Source organism: Desulfohalovibrio reitneri (assembly GCF_000711295.1).
Classification (GTDB): Bacteria; Desulfobacterota; Desulfovibrionia; order Desulfovibrionales; family Desulfovibrionaceae; genus Desulfohalovibrio; species Desulfohalovibrio reitneri.
Map to the genome: position 1 here is coordinate 589,323 of NZ_JOMJ01000003.1, position 14,334 is coordinate 603,656.

Sequence of the window (14,334 nt, forward strand, 5' to 3'; positions counted from 1 at the left end):
CTTCTCCCTGCGATGTGGAAACAATCTGCTTACCCAATGAAAAGCCGGGCTGTCCACCCCCCGGCGGCGGAGCCATTGACAGGCGCGGGACTTGCCGTACATTGCCCTTCGACAAATCAGACAAAGGACGCGACATGAGCGACAAGCCCAGCGAAAAAGACAAACCCCGCCACTTCATCCGGGAAATCATCGACGCGGACCTCGCCTCGGGCAAGCACGACCACGTGCACACCCGCTTTCCGCCCGAGCCCAACGGCTACCTGCACATCGGCCACGCCAAGTCCATTTGCCTTAATTTCGGCATGGCCGAGGAGTACGGCGGCAAGTGCAATCTGCGCTTCGACGACACCAACCCCCTCAAGGAGGAGGTGGAGTACGTCGATTCCATCAAGGAGGACGTGCGCTGGCTGGGCTACGACTGGAACGGCCGCGAGTTCTACGCCTCGGACTACTTCGAGCAACTGTACCAGTACGCGGAGAAGCTCATCGAGCTGGGCAAGGCGTACGTGGATTCCCAAAGCGCCGAGGAAATCCGGGCCAAGCGGGGAACCCTGACCGAGCCGGGCGAGAATAGCCCCCACCGCGAACGGAGCGTGGAGGAGAACCTGGACCTCTTCCGGCGCATGCGGGCCGGTGAGTTCGGTAACGGGGAGCACGTGCTGCGGGCCAAGATCGACATGGCCCACCCCAACGTCATCATGCGCGACCCCACCCTCTACCGCATCCGTCACACCGCGCACCACCGCACCGGCGACGCCTGGTGCATCTACCCCATGTACGACTACACCCACTGCCTCTCGGACTCCATCGAGGGCATTACCCATTCCCTGTGTACCCTGGAGTTCGAAAACAACCGGGAGCTGTACGACTGGGTGCTGGACGCCCTCGGGGTCTACCATCCCAGGCAGTACGAGTTCGCCCGGCTGAACATCACCCACACCGTGCTCTCCAAGCGCAAGCTCATCCAGCTTGTCCAGGACGGCGTGGTGGAAAGCTGGGATGACCCGCGCATGCCCACCATCTCCGGCATCCGCCGCCGGGGCTACACTCCGGAGTCCATCCGCGACTTCGCCGAGCGCATCGGCGTGGCCAAGCGCAACAACCTGGTGGAGTTCGCCCTGCTGGAGCACTGCCTGCGCGAGGACCTCAACCACCGGGCCGCCCGCATGATGGGCGTCATGCGGCCGCTGAAGCTGACCATCACCAACTACCCCGAGGACGGGGAGGAGTGGTTCGAGTTCCCCTACCACCCGGAGCATGACATGGGCTCGCGCAAGCTGCCCTTCACCCGGGAGCTGTGGATCGAGCGCAACGACTTCATGGAGGAGCCGCCGCGCAAGTTTTTCCGTCTGGCTCCCGGCAAGGAGGTGCGCCTTCGCTACGCCTACTACGTGACCTGCACCGAGGTGGTGAAGGACGAGTCCGGCGAGGTGATGGAGGTGAAGTGCGAGTACGATCCCCACACCCGGGGCGGCTGGAGCGAGGACGGGCGCAAGGTGAAGGGCACCCTGCACTGGCTCTCGGCCAAGTATGCCAAGCCCGCGGAAATCCGCCTCTACGAGCACCTCATCGACGAGCCCGACCCGGCCAAGGTGAAGAGCGGCGAGGAACTGCACCAGTTCCTCAACCCCAATTCCCTGGAAATCGTGCAGGGATACGTGGAGCCGGAATTGGCCGAGGCCGAGCCGGAGAACCGCTGCCAGTTCGAGCGCAACGGCTACTTCTGCGCCGACCGCAAGCTGCACAAGCCAGGGGAGAGGCCGGTTTACAACCGCACCGCCACCCTGCGCGACACCTGGGCCAAGATCGCCAAGCAGCAGAAGAAGTAGATCGGCGGGCGAAAGCCCGCTAGACGCTCCATATCCAGCCCTCGCGCCGGGCCGCATCAATCTGGTGCGACCCGGGCGCGACGGCCCGTCCCAGCAGAAAGTCCTTTCCCGCCAGCAGGCAGAGCAGGGCGTCGGCCACATGGTCCGAGGCCAGGGCGGCCTCGTATGTGGCCTTTGGCAACTCCATCTCCTCGGCCAGCCATTCCAGCAGCTTTTCACGGACATCCGCCTTGCGCTTGTCTCCGGCGGGGGCGTCGGGCCGCGTTGCCAGCACCCCCGCCGGATAGACCTCGACGGACATGGACTCAGCCAGCGGACCGGATTGCAGGGGCAGGGGGATGGCCTGTCCGGTCCGTTCGCGCAGGTCCTCCAGCAGGGCCAGGGCGGAGCGGGCGGTGCGGGCGATGAAGTTGGCCCCCACCTCCAGCGGCCGCTTGCCCAACCTGGTTCGTAGCTCACGGTCGGTGAGGCGGGAAAAGAGATGGTCGGGGTCGCCGGGCAGGGCGTCACCGGCGAGGTGGGTGGACAGGGATTCCGCCAGCGGCGCGGGCCAGCCCAGGGGAGCGTCCAGGCAGAGGAGCAAGGGAGGGTGGCTGACCAGCCAGTCCGCAAGCTGGTCGGCTATTTGTTCACGGCTTTGGCCTGGCAGGGCCTCCAGCACAACCAGCCGTTCTCCATCCAGCCGGGCCAGGGCCAACCCCACCCGGCGCGGGTCCGTGGCGCAGTCAACGCCCGCCAACCACGTGGTCAAGCCGCTTTCATCTCCATAGCCGCGCCCATGATCTGACCGGCCCAGGCCGAGGCCTCGGCGTGGATTCCGGCCGCCTGCTCCCTGGAAAGACCGTGTTCCTCAAGCTTGCGCAGGGCGCTGGGCCAATCCCCATGCTCCAGGGATTCAATCAGGTCCAGATGGGAGCGTAACCGGCATTCCCTGCCAAGCAGGGCTTCCCGCACCTGTTCCTCCAGGGGCATGGTTTCGACAAGTTCCTCCATGGAGCGGCCGAGCAGGGCATCCAGCCTGGAGAGCATGCCCAGCAGGAACATGGTGTCCGGCCGTGTTTCCGGGCGCCCCAGGGTCTCGGCCAAGCGTTCCAGGAAACGTGCCCGCAGCAGGGCGGTGAAAGCCAATTCCTCCGCCTTGGTGGAGGGGGCGACGTCGGAGATGATGACCACCATAAGCCATTTGCGCAGGGCCCGGTAGCCCAGCAGGGTGATGGCGTGCTGGATGGAGCGCACCTCGCTCCGCAGGCCGAAATGGGCGGAGTTGAGGTGCTGCAGCAGGCGGTAGCTCAGGGATATGTCACCGGAGATGATCTCGCCGAGCCGCTGGGTGTCGTAGTCCTTGCCGGTGAATTCCTGGAGCAGTTGGAACTTGGCCGTGGCTCCGGCGGACACCTTGCGGCCAGGGATGATCTCCGGCCTTGAGAAATGGAACCCCTGGAAGAGGGTGAAGCCGAGTTTCCTGGCGTGGTCCAGTGTTCGGGCGTCCTCGACCTTCTCCGCCAGCAGGGGGCGGCCGTACGGGGCCAGGCGTCCAGCCAGCCGCCCTATTTCTTCCGTGCTCAAGCCCAGCACATCCACCTTGATCAAGTCGGCGTAAGGCAGCAGGGGGTGCGCCGATTCCTGGCCCGTGTAGTCGTCCAGCGCCACGGCGTACCCGGTCTTTTGCAGCTCTTCCAAAGCCGTGAGGATGTCGGGGGTCGGAGGCACGTCCTCCAGGATCTCCACCACGTAGTGCTCCTTGGGCAGGGCGTAGGCCGCGCCTTCCAGCAACATGCGCTCGGTGAAGTTGATGAGAACCTTTCGCCCGGCGGCGATGGAGGGCAGGGCGGCATCGAACCCGTCCGCGATGACCCGGGCTGTGGCCGTATCCGGGTCCGGCAGTTGAGCCGCGACCGCGTCCCCGCAGTGGCGGTAGAGCAGCTCATAGCCCCAGATTCGCTCGTCCAGATCGAATATGGGCTGCCGGGCCACGAAAACCGGCTCGTAGTTTATTTCGGCGTCGTGTTCCGCAGTCATCCAGGCTCCCCCTCCCAAGGCCCAGATTAGGCGAAAGAAAGACCGGGGTCGAGCGGTCGGCTCGGCTCCGGCCGTGCAAAAGGCTCAGGCCGGTGGCGCGTAGTCGGCGATTCCGGCGGCCGGGCGGTCGGGAACGGCGTACAGTTCGTTGCCGTGGGCGTCGTTGATGACCAGCAGGGGAAAGTCCTCCACGGTCAGTTCGCGGATGGCTTCCGGCCCCAGTTCCTCGAAGGCGATGACCTTGGCTTCCTTGATGCGCTGGGAAAGCAGCGCCCCGGCCCCGCCGGTGGCCCCGAAATAGACCGCTGTGTGGTCCCTCAGAGCCTGCTTGACTTCATCGGACCGTTTGCCCTTGCCCACGGTGGCCTTCAGCCCCAGGCTGTGCAGCCGGAAGGCGTAGGTGTCCATGCGGTAGGAGGTGGTGGGCCCGGCCGAGCCGATGGGGCGCCCCTCGGGAGCCGGGGAGGGGCCGACGTAGTAGACCACCGCGCCCTGGAGTTCGAAGGGCAGCTTGTCGCCTTTGTCCAGCAGGTCGATGAGCCGCTTGTGGGCGGCGTCGCGGGCTGTGTAGATGGTGCCGGTCAGCTTGACCACGTCTCCGGCGCGGAGCTGGGCCAGGTTTTCGTCGGTCAGCGGGGTGGTCAGGGAGTATTCGGCCATTAGATGACGACCTCCTCGTGGCGGGCGGAGTGGCACTGGATGTTCACGGCCAGCGGCAGGGAGGCTATGTGGCAGGGGTGCATGGAAATCTTCACCCCCAGGGCCGTGGTCTTGCCGCCCAGCCCCATGGGGCCGATGCCCAGGGCGTTGATGGCCTCCAGCAGCTCCTCTTCCTTGGCTTGCAGATCGGGGTCGGGATTGGCGTCGTCCAGCTTGCGCAGCAGGGCCTTCTTGGCCAGCGTCGGAGCCAACTCGAAGGTACCGCCGATGCCCACGCCCACGACGATGGGCGGGCAGGGGTTGGGTCCGGCCTCGGCCACGCGGTTGACCACGAACTTCTTGATGCCCTCCCATCCCTGGGCCGGGGCCAGCATGGTCACGCGGCTCATGTTTTCGCTGCCGCCGCCCTTGGCCATGAAGCCGATCTTGAGTTTGTCGCCCGGCACCAGGTCGATGTGCACGATGGCCGGAGTATTGTCTCCGGTGTTGGCCCGGGTGAGCGGGTGGCAGGCGGACTTGCGCAGAAAGCCTTCCTCGTAGCCCTTGATGACGCCCTGGTTGATCGCCTCGCGCAGGGTCATGCCCTTCACCCGGACGTTCTCGCCCATCTCCACGAAAAAGACGGCCAAGCCGGTGTCCTGGCACAGGGGCAGGCCGCTCTCCGCGGCCAGGTCGCAGTTTTCCAGCAGTTGCCGGAAGATTTCCTTGGCGGCTTCGGATTCCTCGGCCGCGGCCGCCTCCTCGAACTTGCGGCGCACGTCCCTGGGCAGGTTACGGTTGGCGCTGACGCACATGGCCGCCACCCGGTCGATGATTGTCTGGGCGTCTATCTCGCGCATGGCCCCTCCTAGTTGCGCCGGAAGATGTTCTTCAGCGCGGTGATGCCCATCTTGCGGCGCAGGAAGCCGAGCTGGTTCTGCAGGGGCAGGCCCTTGGGACAGACGTCCTCGCAGGCCAGAAGGCCCATGCAGCCGAAGATGCCCTCGTCGTTGCCGATGATCTCGAAGTAGTCGCGGTCGGTGCGCTCGTCGCGCGGGTCCACCACGAACCGCGCCACCCGGTTGAGGGCGGCCGCGCCCATGAAGTCGTCGCGCAGCCGCGCCGTGCCGCAGGCCGAGACGCAGCAGCCGCACTCGATGCAGCGCTCCAACTCGTAGATGTCCTCGGCCACGGCGTTGTCCATGCGTTCTTCTAGCTGGCCGGGGTCGAAGACCTTTTTAGTGTGAATCCAGGACTCGGTCTTCTGGTACATTTCGCGGAACCAGACCCCGGTATCCACCGAGAGGTCGCCGATGAGCTTGTACACCGGCAGGGGCAGGAGGGTGATGTCAGTGTCCATGTCCGCGGTTTTGGTCTGGCAGGCCAGGCCGGGGCGGCCGTTGACGACCATGGCGCAGGAGCCGCAGATGCCCGCGCGGCAGCAGAAGTCGAACTGCAGGGAGGGGTCCTGCTCCTCGCGCAGCATGTTCAGCGCGATGAACAGGGTCATGTTCTCGGCCTCCTCCAGCACGAATTCCTGCATGTGCGGCCGGGAGTCGGGATCCTGGGGATTGTAGCGGAAGATATTGAATTTGAGCAGTCGCGCCATGATGTCCTCCTATTTGGGCTCGTCGGCCTTGATGATCTTGCCGCCGCCGTAGCCGCGGTCGCCGGGAGGAATCTCGAAGACGTAGGTGGCGGGCTCGTAGCGCAGTTCGGGTACGTCCGCTCCCTCCTTCCAGTAGGCCAGGGTGCGGTTCAGCCAGTCTCGGTCGTTGCGCTCTGGATGGTCCTCGCGGGTGTGGGAGCCGCGCGATTCGGTGCGGGCCAGGGCGGCGGAGGCGATGCACTGGGCCAGCCGCACCTGTCCGCGGATCTTTAGGGCCGCGGCCAGCTCCGGGTTGGCCCCGCGCCCGTTGGAGCGCAGTCCCACGCGTCCGGCGCGCTCGTAGACTTCCTTGAGGGTGTCCACGGCCTGCTGCAGCCCCTCGCCGGTGCGGAATACGAAGCAGCCGTCCATGAGGGCGTCCTGCATGGCCGAGCGCACCTTGTAGACGCTCTCGGAGCCGTTGCGGCAGGAGGCCAGCGCCTTGATGCGATCCTCCTGGGCGGCCACGGCGTCGCTGACCAGGGAGGTCCTGAAGCTCACGTCGTGCCCCTGGAGGAACTCGGCCACCTTGCGGCCCACAATGCCCCCGGCCACCACGGTTTCGGCCAGGGAGTTGCCGCCCAGGCGGTTGAAGCCGTGCATGTCCCAGCAGGCGGCCTCGCCAGCGGAGAAGAGGCCCTTCAGCCCGTAGGCAGCGCCGTCGCGGTCCGTGCGGATGCCGGCCATGGTGTAGTGCTGGGTGGGACGCACCGGGATGAGCTGGGTGCGGGGGTCGATGCCCAGGAAGTGATGGCAGATTTCGTCCACCTCGCGCAGCTTGGTGGAGATGTGCTGATCGCCCAGGTGGCGGATGTCCAGCCAGAGGTGCTGGCCGTAGGGACTCTCCACACCCTTGCCCTGGCGCATGTGGTGGGTCATCCAGCGGGAGACCACGTCGCGGGAGGCCAATTCCGCCTTATCCGGCTCGTAGATGTGCATGAACCGCTCCTCGTTCTTGTCGAGGAGGGTGCCGCCGTCGCCCCGGCATCCCTCGGTGACCAGGATGTCCGTGGGCACGATGCCGGTGGGGTGGAACTGGATGGCCTCGGGGTTGCCCAGGGGGACCTGGCCGGTGTCCATGGCGATGATGTGGCCGCCGCCGTCGCAGATGACCGCATTGGTGGTGGCCTTGTAGATGCGGCCGAAGCCGCCGGTGCAGATGGCCGTGGCGCGGGCGATGTAGGCCTGCAGCTCGCCCGTGCGCAGGCAGCGGACGATGGCGCCGTAGCATGTCTCTCCGTCGTGGATGAGGGCGATGGCCTCGGAGCGGTCGCGCACGTCGATGCCCAGTTCCGCGCAGCGGTTGTCCATGGTGCACATCACCGCGTGGCCCGTGCCGTCCGAGGTGTAGCAGGTGCGCCACTTGGCTGTGCCGCCGAAGGAGCGGGCGGTGATGAGCCCTTCCTTCTCCGGCTCTTCATACTTCTCAAATTTCTCGCCGCCCTTGTAGAAGAAGGACTTGCCCGGCACCACGCGGTTCCAGGGCACGCCCCAGTGAGCCAGCCTGCGCATCTCGATGGGCGCGGTGTCGGCGAAGAGGCGGGCCACTTCCTGATCGCAGCCCCAGTCCGAGCCCTTGACCGTGTCCTGGAAGTGGACGTCCGGGCAGTCGTCCTTGCCCATGGCGCAGTTGCCCAGGGCCGCCTGCATGCCGCCCTGGGCGGCGGAGGAGTGCGAGCGGCGGGCGGGCACGATGGACAGTACGGTCACGGCCGCCCCGGTCTCGGCCGCCTCCACGGCGATGCGTTCGCCGGCCAAACCGGCGCCGATGACGAGCAGATCGGAGTAGAATGTCTGCATGCGGTCTCCCCTAGGCGGTCAAGGTCAGGAAGCGGATGAGGGCCAGCAGGCCGATGGCGATGAACAGCAGGATGAGGATGCCCTCGGCCTTCTTGGCCGCGGCGCGGTTGTCCGAGCGGATGAAGCCCCACTTGACCCCGAGGCGGTAGAGGCCGATGGAGACGTGCAGTTCCACCATGGGCAGCAGCACCAGGTAGAAGACCAGCCAGAAGCCGCCCTGGATGCGTTCGGCGGATTTGGTCGCGGTGATGGGCAGGTCGGTGAGCACCACCCACATGTGGATGGCGCCCATGATAAGGATGACCATGGCCGAGACAACCTGCACCAGCCACAGCCAAGTGTCGCGGTGGCGCAGCATGCGGGCATGGCGTATGATGGTGGTCTGCCCCTCGGCGCGGAAGGGGATTTTGCGCGCCGCCAGGACGAAGTGGAAGAGGAGCAGGAGGAAGATCAGCGGGCCGCCGACTTGGGCCATGTAGGTGGACTCGAAGAACTCGGCGATGGCGTTCATCACCGAAGGTCCGATGACCACCGAGGCCACCAGTATGAGATGGCACCACATGAACAGCACCAGGGCCGCTCCGGAGAGCATCTGCAGCCAGTCCAGGTAGGCGTCCCGGCGGGTGGGCCTGGCCACGTGCATGGTCGTGTCCACGGACATGCTTCCTCCACTCGGTTGGAAAAGAAAAGGGCCGTAGGGGCCCGGAAAGTCGCGGAGGGACGAAGCGGCGTCTCGCTACCGCCCCTGGGCGCGAAGCACGGCGATATTGAGGATTTCCAGGGAATTTGTCAATTGTGACGCCTTGGACGCGACACTCTCCCCCGTTACTCGGAAGGATTTGGATGCGCATTGAAGACCTGGGGCTGATCTCCTACGCCGACGCCCTGGCCAGGCAAAAGGAACGGCTGGCCGAAGTGGAGGCCGGAGGCGAGGAGACCCTGTTTCTGCTGGAGCACCAGCCGGTGATCACATTCGGCCGCCACGGCGGGGAGGAGTTTCTGCACCTGCCCGAACCGGTGCTGCGGCAGCGCGGGGTGGAAGTGGCCAAGTCGGAGCGGGGCGGCAAGGTGACCTGTCATTTTCCGGGGCAGGTTGTGGCCTATCCCATCTTTCGCGTGGCCCGCAGGCCGGGCGGATTGCGGGCGGTGTTCGATGGTCTGGAGGATGCCGCTGTGGCCGCCCTGGCGGACGCGGGGGTTGCCGCGCACCGCAGGGATGGCTATCCGGGTGTCTGGACGGAACGCGGCAAGATCGCCTCGGTGGGGCTGGCGGTCAAACGCTGGATCACCTACCACGGCCTGGCCCTCAACGTGGGGCCGGGCTTGTCGCTGTTCGAAGCCATCACCCTCTGCGGCCTGCCCGACGCCACGGCCACCTCGGTGGCTTTGGAGCGCGGGGACGAGGCCGTGACCACGGACAAGATGAAGGAACTGCTCGGTGAGCGAATCAGAGGACATTTTACGGATTCCGCCCTGGCTGCGGGTCAAACTCCCGCAAAGTAGGTGCAAGGGCGGCACGCGCGACCTGCTGGCCGACCTGAACCTGAACACGGTCTGCCAGGGGGCCAAGTGCCCCAACCTGTTCGAGTGCTTCGGCAAGGGTGTGGCCACCTTCCTCATCCTGGGCCGCAACTGCACCCGCGACTGCCGCTTCTGCAACATCTCGCCGGGCGCGCCCCAGCCAGTGGAGCCGGACGAGCCCGAGCGCGTGGCCGAGGCCGCCAGGCGGCTGGAACTGTCCCACGTCGTTGTCACCTCCGTGACCCGCGACGACTTGGCCGACGGCGGCGCGGGCCATTTCGCGGCCACCCTGCGGGCCATCCGCCAGGCGCTGCCCCGGGCCACCACCGAGGTGCTCATCCCGGACTTCAAGGGCGAGGAGGGGGACCTGCGGACCGTGCTGGGCGCCAGGCCCGACGTGCTCAATCACAACCTGGAGACGGCCCGCGCCCTGTCCCCGAAAATCCGCCCCCAGGCGGACTACGCCCGCAGCCTGGAGCTTTTGCGCCGCTCCAAGGCGATAGCCCCGGACACCCCGGTCAAATCCGGCCTCATGGTGGGCTTGGGCGAGACGGATGAGCAGGTGCGCGAGACCATGCGCGACCTGGCCGGGGCGGGCTGCGACATCGTCACCGTGGGCCAGTACATGCGCCCCAGCCTCCAGCATCCCCCGGTCAAGCGCTACGTCCACCCGGACGTCTTTGAAGAGTACGCCCGCTACGGCGAGAGCCTGGGCATCCCCCACACCTTCGCCGCCCCCCTGGTGCGGTCCAGCTACAACGCGGAAATGTTCGCCCGGGCCGGAAAGGAAGCATGACACAGGCCGAACCCTGCGCCATGTGCGGGCGGGGGGCGCCCACCACGCGGCATCATCTGATACCGCGCAAGCTGCATAAGCGGTTGAAGAAGAAAGGGGTGGAGGAGGAGCGGCTGCAAGAGACCGTGCCGCTCTGCCGGGCCTGCCACTCCACGGTGCACCAGACCTTTTCCGAAAAGGAACTGGCCGGGGAGTACAATACTCTGGAGGCCATTCTGTCGGACGAACGGGTGGCCAAGTGGAGGGACTGGCTCGCGGGCAAGCCGGACGGCTTCAAGCCCAAGCTGCGGGGGTGGAAGGCGGCGAGCGGGCGCTAGGCTTTCGCCTCGTTCTCTTCCATTTCCCCGTTTTCCCCTGCCTCTTCCAATTCCTCTTCAAGGGGCGTTTCCGGCTCCTCCAGGTCTCCGTCCAGGATGTGCCCGTACTCGCGGCCGTAGATGCGGACCATGGCCGTGACGAAGGAGAGCACCAGCGGGCCGTAAATGATGCCCCCGGCTCCGAAGGCCTGCACCCCGCCGATGACCGAGAGGAAGATGAAGAAGACCGGCAGCCCGGCGGATTCCTTCATAAAGACCGGGCGCAGGAAGGTATCGATCTGCACCACGATGATGATGAACCAGGCTGCCAAAAAGAGTGCGGGCTGCCATTCGCCGTTGAAGACCATGGTGATGGCGATGGGAATCCAGATCATGCCCGTGCCGATGAAGGGCACCAGGGAGGCCAGGGCGATCATGGAACCCCAGAAAAGCGGCTTGATGCCCACCAGGTAGAGGGCGAACCCGCCCACGATGCCCTGCAGGGTGGCCACCAGCAGACCGCCAACCAGGACAGCCCGGCTGACGCGCCTGAGGCTGTCCAGCACCGCGTCGGCCTGGTCCCGCCGCAGGGGCAGCAGGTACTTGACGTTCTCCAGCCACAGCGGGCCGTCCTTGAACAGGTAGAAGAGGATGACCAGCATCAGCAGGAACTGGATGGAAAGGATCACCAGGTTGCCGATGAGATTGGTCCCCATGGTGATGAGATCGCGGCCGAGGGATTGGCTGAAGTCGATGATCTTGGTCTGGATGTCCAGCTTGGAGGTGTCCAGGAAGGGCATCTTCTGGTGCAGCCAGTCCAGGGCGGGGGCGAGGTTGTAGTCCTGCAAAAAGCTCTTGAAGTCTGACTCCATCAGCCAGGCGTTGAATCGGGCCAGGGATTGGGTGCCCTGTCCGGCCAGCCCGGTGATGAAGAGGAAGGCCGGGATGCAGATGACCACCACGATGAGCGCCACGGTAATCCCCGAGGAAAACCCCCGGCGGTTAGCCACGAACCTGTTCAGCCACTCGTTGATGGGATTGAAGATGGCCGCCAGCACCAGGGCCAGGATGACGGCGTGCAGGAAGGGCCGCACCACCAGATAGGCCAAGTACAGGGAAAAGATCAGCAGCAGGATGGGGAACCAGGCGTAGAAGCCGCCCGAGCGGTTGGCTCTGGCCAACGTGTCGCGGATGCGCTTCATGGCGTACCCCGGCGGACATCCTCGTCCACCCGCAGGTCGCGCACGTGCATCTCGATGGTGGGCACGCCGCCGTACGTGTCTATCTTGGGGGTGAAGGCCACCCGCACCTGTTTGCCCGCCACCTTGGGTGAAATCTCGTCCGCTTGCCGCCAGGCCTTGGCCTTGAGCGCCCTGCCGGAGTCTGCATCGCGCAGCCGCATCTTGAGGTGGTTTTTGCCGAAGCGGGACATCCCCTCCACGGTGAGCCGGGGTGAGAGAAAGGCGGGCTCCGGATTGCCCGCGCCGAAGGGCTGCATCATCTCCAGCTCGCGCAGCAGTACATGATCGATGCCTTCCAGCCCAAGTTCCGCGTCCAGCAGCAGCGACGGCGGCGGCATCTCCTCGCCCAGTTGGGCGTTGACGGCGCTTTCGAAGGCCGCGCGCAGGGCGTCGAGATTCTCCGGCAACAGGCTCAGCCCGGCCGCCTGCTTGTGCCCGCCGTAGCCCTCCAACAGGTGGGCGCACTGGCCCAGGCCGCCGTGCAGGTCGAACTCGCGGGTGGAGCGGCCGGAGCCCTTGAGCAGGCCGTTTTCGCGCGTGAGCACCAGGGCGGGGCGGTAGAACCGCTCCACCAGCCGCGAGGCCACGATGCCGATGACTCCGGGGTGCCAGTCCTCTCCAGCCACCACGATGCCCGGCCGTTCGCCGAACGGTTCGGCCTGCTCCAGCGCGGCCTTGGTGATGGCCTCCTCCTCGCCTCTGCGGGTGGAGTTGAGCTCGTCCAGTTTGGCCGCCAGGGGGCGGGCGGTCTCCTTGTCCGGGGCCAGCAGCATGTCCAGGGCGTCACGGGCGTGGCCCAGGCGTCCGGCGGCGTTGATGCGCGGAGCTAGGCCGAATACCACCTGTCCGGCCCCCAGCGGGGCCTGTGGTGCGAACCCGGCCGCCTCCTTGAGGGCGAATAGCCCGGGGCGGGCCGCCTCCTTGATGAGCAGCAACCCGTTCTTGGCCAGGATGCGGTTCTGCCCTTGAAGCGGCACCACGTCGGCCAGGGTGCCCAGGGCCACGAGGTCCAGATACTGGCGCATGTCCACCGGATCGCCCGGCAGAAGGCGGTTGAGAGCGGCCAGCAGGAAGAAGGCCACGCCCACCCCGGCCAGGTCGGCGCAGGCGCAGTCCCCGCCCAGGCGTGGGTTGCACACGGCCAGGGCGCGGGGCAGCTCGTCCGGCGGCAGGTGGTGGTCGGAAACCACCACCTCCATGCCCAGCTCGCGCGCCCGCTCGATGGGTTCAACGTCCGACACGCCGCAGTCCACGGTGAGCAGCAGTTCCACACCGTCCTCGGCCAGCCGTTCGATGCCCGCCGTGTTCAGGCCGTAGCCCTCCTCGCGGCGGTCCGGAATGTGACTGACCGCAGCGAAGCCGCGCTTTTTCAGGAAATCCATGCACATGGCCGTGGAGGTCACGCCGTCCACGTCGTAGTCGCCCCAGACGGCCATGCGCTTGCCGCGCTCAAGCCCCCGGGCCAGTGCCTCGGCCGCTTCACGCAAGCCGGGGACCGACTCCGGGGCGCAAAGGTGCCGCAGGCCGGGATTCAGAAACACCTCCATCTCCTCCAGGCTTTCCAGCCCGCGTGAGAGCAGAAGCTGGGCCACCGTGGGGGAGACGCCCAGGCTGCGGCCCGCCTCGGCGGGTGTGGTGAAGGGGTCCTCGGGGAAGGGGCGAACAATCCAGCGGCTGCGGTTCACGCCGCCACCTCGGAGATGAAGTGTTCCACGGTCTCGTTGGCCAGGGCGGCCAACACCGCCTCTTCGGCCGACTCGCGGGAGAGGTCCAGTTCGTCGCAGAGGGTGTCGGCCTGCTCCGCCCAGGTCGCGTCGTCCGTGTGGCTGCGCAGCAGGGCGTCGGCCAGGCAGAGCAGGGTGGAGGCGCGCCGGAAATCCGGGCTGCTGCGCGGGGTGTGGTGCCAGTTGACGGGCTCGGTGAGTTCCGGGGGAAGGTTCCAGGCACGCAGCACCAGCGACCCCACCACACCGTGGTCGATGCCCCAGTAGAGGTCCTCGGCCTTTTCCGGGGCCAACCCCTTTTCGCGGCGCAGCGCGGCGATGGCCCGCCAGTCCTCCGGAGCCAGCATGGCCGTGATGAGCTTGCCTAGGTCGTGAAGCAGGCCGGCGGTGTGCAGGCTGTCGGGATCGGCTTCGCCAGCGCGGCGGGCGACCTCGCCGCAGATCAGAGCCACCCGTATCTGGTGCCTCCAGTAGACGCGCAGATCGAACTCATCCGGCAGGGGGTGGGTTGTGGCCAAGCAGCGTACGGAAAGGGCCAGGACGATGTTGCGGATTTCCTTGAGTCCCAGAACGGTTGCCGCGCGGGAAACGGAGTTCACTTGGGACTGCAGTCCGTAATAGGCGGAATTGGCCAGGGAGAGGATCTTGGCCGTGAGTCCCTGGTCAACCTCTATGGTGCGGGCGATTTCATCCAGCGAGGCCAGGGAGCTTTCCTTGGTTTGGTTGAAGAGCCTGCCCAGCAGGTCCGGGGAGAAGGGCAGGTCGAAGCGGTGGTCCGCCAGGGAAGAGAGGAATTGCTGTCCCCTTTCCAATTGCATGAC

14 protein-coding genes are annotated in these 14,334 nt (G+C 66.3%); 4 read left to right on the plus strand and 10 right to left on the minus strand.

Features of this window, described 5'->3' with window-relative positions; translation table 11 throughout:
* Positions 1 to 134: 134 nt before the first annotated feature.
* Positions 135 to 1,829, plus strand: coding sequence for a glutamine--tRNA ligase/YqeY domain fusion protein (locus tag N911_RS0103260; RefSeq protein ID WP_029894298.1), 1,695 nt, complete (start codon positions 135 to 137; stop codon positions 1,827 to 1,829).
* 19 nt (positions 1,830 to 1,848) lie between these two features.
* Here the strand turns inward: N911_RS0103260 and N911_RS0103265 are convergent, their stop codons facing one another.
* The 7 genes from N911_RS0103265 to N911_RS0103295 all read right to left on the minus strand — a co-directional run bounded on the left by N911_RS0103265 (position 1,849) and on the right by N911_RS0103295 (position 8,596).
* The gene (locus N911_RS0103265; protein ID WP_051693878.1) at positions 1,849 to 2,580 is read right to left on the minus strand and encodes a DUF429 domain-containing protein; all 732 of its coding nucleotides are present in this window, start codon (positions 2,578 to 2,580) and stop codon (positions 1,849 to 1,851) included.
* Positions 2,577 to 3,848 (minus strand): EAL and HDOD domain-containing protein, encoded by a 1,272-nt coding sequence (locus tag N911_RS0103270; protein WP_029894302.1) that lies wholly within the window; start codon positions 3,846 to 3,848, stop codon positions 2,577 to 2,579. The genes N911_RS0103265 and N911_RS0103270 overlap by 4 nt, the downstream gene beginning before the upstream one ends.
* A gap of 84 nt (positions 3,849 to 3,932) precedes the next feature.
* On the minus strand, positions 3,933 to 4,508 hold the full coding sequence (locus N911_RS0103275; protein ID WP_029894304.1) for a Fe-S-containing hydro-lyase: 576 nt from the start codon (positions 4,506 to 4,508) through the stop codon (positions 3,933 to 3,935).
* Positions 4,508 to 5,347 (minus strand): fumarate hydratase, encoded by an 840-nt coding sequence (locus N911_RS0103280; RefSeq protein ID WP_029894306.1) that lies wholly within the window; start codon positions 5,345 to 5,347, stop codon positions 4,508 to 4,510. Before N911_RS0103280 ends, N911_RS0103275 begins: the two co-directional genes overlap by 1 nt.
* Positions 5,348 to 5,355: 8 nt before the next feature.
* Complete coding sequence (locus tag N911_RS0103285; RefSeq protein WP_029894308.1) at positions 5,356 to 6,096, minus strand: fumarate reductase iron-sulfur subunit; 741 nt, start codon at positions 6,094 to 6,096, stop codon at positions 5,356 to 5,358.
* A gap of 9 nt (positions 6,097 to 6,105) precedes the next feature.
* The gene (locus N911_RS0103290; RefSeq protein ID WP_029894310.1) at positions 6,106 to 7,935 is read right to left on the minus strand and encodes a fumarate reductase flavoprotein subunit; all 1,830 of its coding nucleotides are present in this window, start codon (positions 7,933 to 7,935) and stop codon (positions 6,106 to 6,108) included.
* 10 nt (positions 7,936 to 7,945) lie between these two features.
* Positions 7,946 to 8,596 carry a succinate dehydrogenase/fumarate reductase transmembrane subunit gene (locus N911_RS0103295; RefSeq protein WP_029894311.1) on the minus strand — a complete coding sequence of 217 codons (651 nt, stop codon included), beginning with the start codon at positions 8,594 to 8,596 and terminating at the stop codon, positions 7,946 to 7,948.
* Between the two features lie 182 nt (positions 8,597 to 8,778).
* Here N911_RS0103295 and lipB point away from each other — a divergent pair, with 182 nt between their 5' ends.
* Genes lipB through N911_RS0103310 form a run of 3 tightly spaced genes read left to right on the plus strand, consistent with a single transcriptional unit; the run spans position 8,779 to position 10,569 of the window.
* Positions 8,779 to 9,438: a lipoyl(octanoyl) transferase LipB gene (lipB, locus tag N911_RS0103300; protein ID WP_029894313.1), complete on the plus strand. Its 660-nt coding sequence runs from the start codon at positions 8,779 to 8,781 to the stop codon at positions 9,436 to 9,438.
* Positions 9,374 to 10,252 carry a lipoyl synthase gene (lipA, locus tag N911_RS0103305; protein WP_029894315.1) on the plus strand — a complete coding sequence of 293 codons (879 nt, stop codon included), beginning with the start codon at positions 9,374 to 9,376 and terminating at the stop codon, positions 10,250 to 10,252. Before lipB ends, lipA begins: the two co-directional genes overlap by 65 nt.
* Positions 10,249 to 10,569, plus strand: a complete 321-nt coding sequence (locus N911_RS0103310) for an HNH endonuclease (protein WP_029894318.1) — start codon at positions 10,249 to 10,251, stop codon at positions 10,567 to 10,569. Before lipA ends, N911_RS0103310 begins: the two co-directional genes overlap by 4 nt.
* On the opposite strand, the gene N911_RS0103315 is transcribed toward N911_RS0103310, so the two are convergent.
* Genes N911_RS0103315 through N911_RS0103325 form a run of 3 tightly spaced genes read right to left on the minus strand, consistent with a single transcriptional unit; the run spans position 10,566 to position 14,331 of the window.
* Positions 10,566 to 11,750 carry an AI-2E family transporter gene (locus N911_RS0103315; RefSeq protein WP_051693879.1) on the minus strand — a complete coding sequence of 395 codons (1,185 nt, stop codon included), beginning with the start codon at positions 11,748 to 11,750 and terminating at the stop codon, positions 10,566 to 10,568. The genes N911_RS0103310 and N911_RS0103315 overlap by 4 nt on opposite strands.
* The gene (recJ, locus tag N911_RS0103320; RefSeq protein WP_029894322.1) at positions 11,747 to 13,474 is read right to left on the minus strand and encodes a single-stranded-DNA-specific exonuclease RecJ; all 1,728 of its coding nucleotides are present in this window, start codon (positions 13,472 to 13,474) and stop codon (positions 11,747 to 11,749) included. The genes N911_RS0103315 and recJ overlap by 4 nt, the downstream gene beginning before the upstream one ends.
* Positions 13,471 to 14,331, minus strand: a complete 861-nt coding sequence (locus N911_RS0103325; RefSeq protein ID WP_029894324.1) for an HDOD domain-containing protein — start codon at positions 14,329 to 14,331, stop codon at positions 13,471 to 13,473. Before N911_RS0103325 ends, recJ begins: the two co-directional genes overlap by 4 nt.
* Between the last annotated feature and the right edge of the window lie 3 nt (positions 14,332 to 14,334).

What these genes read in the sequence shown, in the direction of transcription:
- N911_RS0103275 (WP_029894304.1), bottom strand. Translation starts at nt 4,508, where the DNA reads ATGGCCGAATACTCCCTGACCACCCCGCTGACCGACGAAAACCTGGCC.
- N911_RS0103285 (WP_029894308.1), bottom strand. Translation starts at nt 6,096, where the DNA reads ATGGCGCGACTGCTCAAATTCAATATCTTCCGCTACAATCCCCAGGAT.
- N911_RS0103260 (WP_029894298.1), top strand. Translation starts at nt 135, where the DNA reads ATGAGCGACAAGCCCAGCGAAAAAGACAAACCCCGCCACTTCATCCGG.
- N911_RS0103295 (WP_029894311.1), bottom strand. Translation starts at nt 8,596, where the DNA reads ATGTCCGTGGACACGACCATGCACGTGGCCAGGCCCACCCGCCGGGAC.
- N911_RS0103290 (WP_029894310.1), bottom strand. Translation starts at nt 7,935, where the DNA reads ATGCAGACATTCTACTCCGATCTGCTCGTCATCGGCGCCGGTTTGGCC.
- N911_RS0103280 (WP_029894306.1), bottom strand. Translation starts at nt 5,347, where the DNA reads ATGCGCGAGATAGACGCCCAGACAATCATCGACCGGGTGGCGGCCATG.
- N911_RS0103270 (WP_029894302.1), bottom strand. Translation starts at nt 3,848, where the DNA reads ATGACTGCGGAACACGACGCCGAAATAAACTACGAGCCGGTTTTCGTG.
- N911_RS0103315 (WP_051693879.1), bottom strand. Translation starts at nt 11,750, where the DNA reads ATGAAGCGCATCCGCGACACGTTGGCCAGAGCCAACCGCTCGGGCGGC.
- N911_RS0103310 (WP_029894318.1), top strand. Translation starts at nt 10,249, where the DNA reads ATGACACAGGCCGAACCCTGCGCCATGTGCGGGCGGGGGGCGCCCACC.
- lipB (WP_029894313.1), top strand. Translation starts at nt 8,779, where the DNA reads ATGCGCATTGAAGACCTGGGGCTGATCTCCTACGCCGACGCCCTGGCC.
- N911_RS0103325 (WP_029894324.1), bottom strand. Translation starts at nt 14,331, where the DNA reads ATGCAATTGGAAAGGGGACAGCAATTCCTCTCTTCCCTGGCGGACCAC.